Genomic DNA, 2,908 nt, shown 5'->3' with positions numbered 1-2,908 from the left:
TTTCTCGTTACTAAAGTAGACGACGATGAACTGGTCGGTGGACCCGAATGTGTACGTGGTGTCGTTGACGGTGGCATAGAATTCATTAACTAGACTGCCTCCAGGGCCTTCTAAATAGAAATCCTGATCACCAATGACCTGGGTGTCCAACGAGTTACTGACGGTGGAGATGATGGTCTCCGGAGCGTATGAGACGGGAACAATCGAGTCGCCGTTCAAGACGGCTGAAGCTCCCCCATCCACAGGAACGACCACATCAGTGCTATCAGCCGCGGCAACCCCCGGTGTGGCCGCCAAGGCCGCACCAATGCCCAGCCCCACTGCCAGCCCGCCGAGCCGGCCAATACGTTTCGCGTAACCCACCGCTGCATCCTTTCGTCGGCTGCGCCCCCCCGAGGCACGAGCTAGTTTGTGCGGGCGGCTCCTACGACCCTGTGGCGCAATTTGCTTAAGGAACCTGAGATTTACTGAGCATACCTGAGGTTTGGCTTATGGGAACCGGGTCGCCAGGGCAGCTCAAGTTGACGAAGAAACCGGCTCTGAGCTGGTCTGGGATAACGTTCTGTCAGGCGAATAACCGTGACATGCGTGGCCAACGCGCATAGCGGCAGACAGTGCGGACCGGCCCGCTCGAGAAGTGCTCGAACACGCGTTTCGCCGAGACGATGCAGTGGGCGATGGACGTCATCTCCAATGATGGCCCGGACCCGCTCGGGGTCGGTTACCGGTCCGCGATCCGCGTGCGGCTGATCCACGCGTTCGTGCGTCGGCACGTGGCGGCAATGCCGGACTGGCGCAGCGACGAATGGGGCGTGCCAGTGAACCAGGCTGACATGGGAGCTACCGTTGCCGCGCTCTCGAACCCCGACGAGTCCACCAAGCAGCTTCCGGTTCCGATCGCTGATAACCCGCTGGTCTGGCACGACCGCAGTATGCTGGGCCGTTGGTGCCGATCCCGATCAACGTCGCCCGAAGCGCCGCCGCCCGCGGCCAGCGCGAGCAGGAAGCCTTGCTGCATAACATGATTGACGACGGCGTGGCCACCGTTGGCGAGTCTGCTGCGGATGTGAGCAGGGTGGCATGACGCTGGCCAGCGTGGGTTTGTCTCGGATGGCTCATCGTTGACTGGGCCGCATATCGCTCCGCTGTCGCAAGTCGACTGGTCGGTGGGCAAAGTGCTAGGAACGTGACATGGCCGATCCCGAAGTCACCCGATCGCCGAGATCTCCCAGCGCATTTCGCTACCCGGATGCCAAAACCGCGGGCGGTCACGCGCGGCTTCGCGATCGGGTGCGAAGGGTCACCGGCGTCGATCTCTTCCCGTCCGACGCGACGGCCGCCGCGTTCATCGCCGGCCTGGGCGAGGGCGATCCGGTGGCCGAACGGTTCGTCGCCGAGACGTACCACGGCGAACTCGGCGCCCGCAGAGCCAGGGAGCTCGTCGAGAAAGCTCAACGATCGGGAATCGACCAAGTGCCGGAGGCGCCGGAGTCGATGCGCGCGCTGTTCGAGGAGTTCGAACACCTGCCCGACTGGGTCGACCCTAACCTGGTCGAGCAGGGCGCGGCGGTATGGCGGCGGTGGGCGTATTCGCTGGGAGCGCTGGGCAATGCGGGGACGATCGACACCTACACGGAGGGCTACTTGGCGGTGCCGTTGTCGTTGTCCGGGGGCTACGCCGGCGCGCGTGCCTTGCACCGATACCTGGAAACGTCGAGGTGGTGGATCGAAGTCTGCCGGCCTGGAGCCATCCTCACACCGGGTTCATTAGGCCGCAACATCTCTTTGCATGTGCGCATCATGCATGTCAGCGTGCGCGCCAGGGTGAATGAGCATGCGGAATGGGATGCCACTCGCTGGGGGCTGCCGATCAGCCAGTCGGCGATGCTGCTGACGTTGTTGGGCAGCAGCGTCGCGCCGGCGTTGGGCCTGTTTTTGCTCGGCCACGTCACCTCGCCCGCCGAGATGCGTGCGGTGCTGCATTTCAACAGGTACTGCGGTCATCTGGTCGGCGTGCGGTGTGACCGCTACTTCCCCGAGACCGCGGCCGACGCCTGGCGGATTCTGTTCATGGCCGACGCTGCCCGAAGCAACGACAGCGCGCACAGCGGCACAGAACTCGTCGAGTCCTTCGTCCCCGCCTTCGGCCCCAAGCCCATGCATCGTGGCCTTCAGCGACTGCGTGCCGAATACCACTACCGCGTGCAAGCGGGCTATCTGGGGCTGTACATGTTGCCGTGGAACCGACGCCGCTATCGGCTCCCCTCGCCGCTCGCCGGAATCATGTTGTTACTCCTACGATTTCCGCTGATCCTCGGCTTGGAGATCACCCGTCGCATTGTGCCCGCAGTGGACCGGTGGTGGCAGCGCTGGAATCTGCACCGCTGGGAACGCTGGCTTCAGTGGCAGGCCGCCGGCACGGCAGCGGCCTTCGAGGCGGCCGCCCCGCTGCGTCGCTAGTGGCGCTCGCCGCGGCACTGTCGGTGGATCTGCCACCGCCACGATCACGGCGTTGGGAGCCAGCGTCATCGGTGCGGGGATGCACCTTGGCGAAGGCGGCCAGCAGCAGACCGCTGGTTCCGGATGCTGAACGCTTGATGGTCAATGAAATATAAAGCAGCATATTGCATTTAGATCTATTCTAGTCGAATATTGGTGTTGTTCAACAACATTGATTCAAAAAGATACCGCCACCCGTAACAAGGTCGCGGGTGGCGGGGTGGACATGCCTGCCGAGCAAAGCCTACCGTGTAGGGTGGCACCTGTCGGAAAGTTCATAGAGACTTCTAATCATGTTGAATGCCAACAAATTTCATGGACAATTCCTAACTTACGGGTCGACCACTCAGCAAAATGAATCGTCGTTGACTTGACAGTGAACAGGCTCGACGGAGGCTGTTCTCCCGTG

At 62.4% G+C, this 2,908-nt stretch carries 1 protein-coding gene and 2 pseudogenes; 2 read left to right on the top strand and 1 reads right to left on the bottom strand.

Annotation, left to right across the window (positions count from 1 at the left end; translation table 11 throughout):
- Nucleotides 1-363, bottom strand: a pseudogene (locus tag AC2VOU_RS11960) (hypothetical protein); the annotation flags it as partial.
- 251 nt (nucleotides 364-614) lie between these two features.
- Between AC2VOU_RS11960 and AC2VOU_RS11955 the strand changes: the two are divergent.
- Together AC2VOU_RS11955 and AC2VOU_RS11950 are read left to right on the top strand one after the other, a co-directional pair.
- A pseudogene (locus AC2VOU_RS11955) lies at nucleotides 615-1,084 on the top strand (oxygenase MpaB family protein); the annotation flags it as partial.
- Between the two features lie 107 nt (nucleotides 1,085-1,191).
- The gene (locus AC2VOU_RS11950; RefSeq protein WP_486957572.1) at nucleotides 1,192-2,460 is read left to right on the top strand and encodes an oxygenase MpaB family protein; all 1,269 of its coding nucleotides are present in this window, start codon (nucleotides 1,192-1,194) and stop codon (nucleotides 2,458-2,460) included.
- The last annotated feature ends 448 nt before the right edge of the window (nucleotides 2,461-2,908 follow it).

It is taken from the genome of Mycobacterium sp. TH-M25, from assembly GCF_057473665.1.
Note: the sequence above shows the minus strand (reverse complement) of the source record. Positions and strands in the feature narration are given on the sequence as shown.

Coding starts and splice junctions, on each gene's coding strand:
- AC2VOU_RS11950 (WP_486957572.1), top strand. CDS start 1,192: ATGGCCGATCCCGAAGTCACCCGATCGCCGAGATCTCCCAGCGCATTT.